Annotated in this window: 1 protein-coding gene; it reads left to right on the forward strand. The window is 59.2% G+C overall.

Going from position 1 to position 436, the window contains the following annotated elements; translation table 11 throughout:
- On the forward strand, positions 1 to 436 hold a 436-nt coding region (locus R3X27_RS25555; RefSeq protein ID WP_317711731.1), incomplete at both ends, for a DDE-type integrase/transposase/recombinase.

Consider the following 436-nt stretch of genomic DNA (forward strand, 5'->3'; position numbering starts at 1 on the left):
TCCTTACAGACGATATCATCGAACTGGCGAGGCAATATGGCCGCTACGGCTATCGCCCGGTGACGGCGCTGCTGAACCAGGCCGGGTGGCATGTGAACCACAAGCGTGTCGAGCGCATCTGGAAACGTGAGGGGCTGAAGGTTCCACCAAAGCAGCGAAAGAAAGGACGGCTGTGGCTGAACGATGGGTCCTGCATCCGGCTCCGGCCTGAACGTCCGAACCATGTCTGGTCCTACGACTTCGTTCAGGATCGCACGCATGAGGGCCGGGTGTATCGGACGCTTAACATCCTGGATGAATTCACCAGGGAGGCACTGATGATCCGTGTGGATCGCAAGCTCAATTCAACCGATGTGGTCGACGCGCTGACGGATCTGTTCATCCTGCGCGGGCCGCCGGACTACATACGGTCCGACAACGGCCCCGAGTTCATTGC

Source organism: Tropicimonas sp. TH_r6, assembly GCF_033101155.1.
Lineage (GTDB): Bacteria > Pseudomonadota > Alphaproteobacteria > Rhodobacterales > Rhodobacteraceae > Tropicimonas.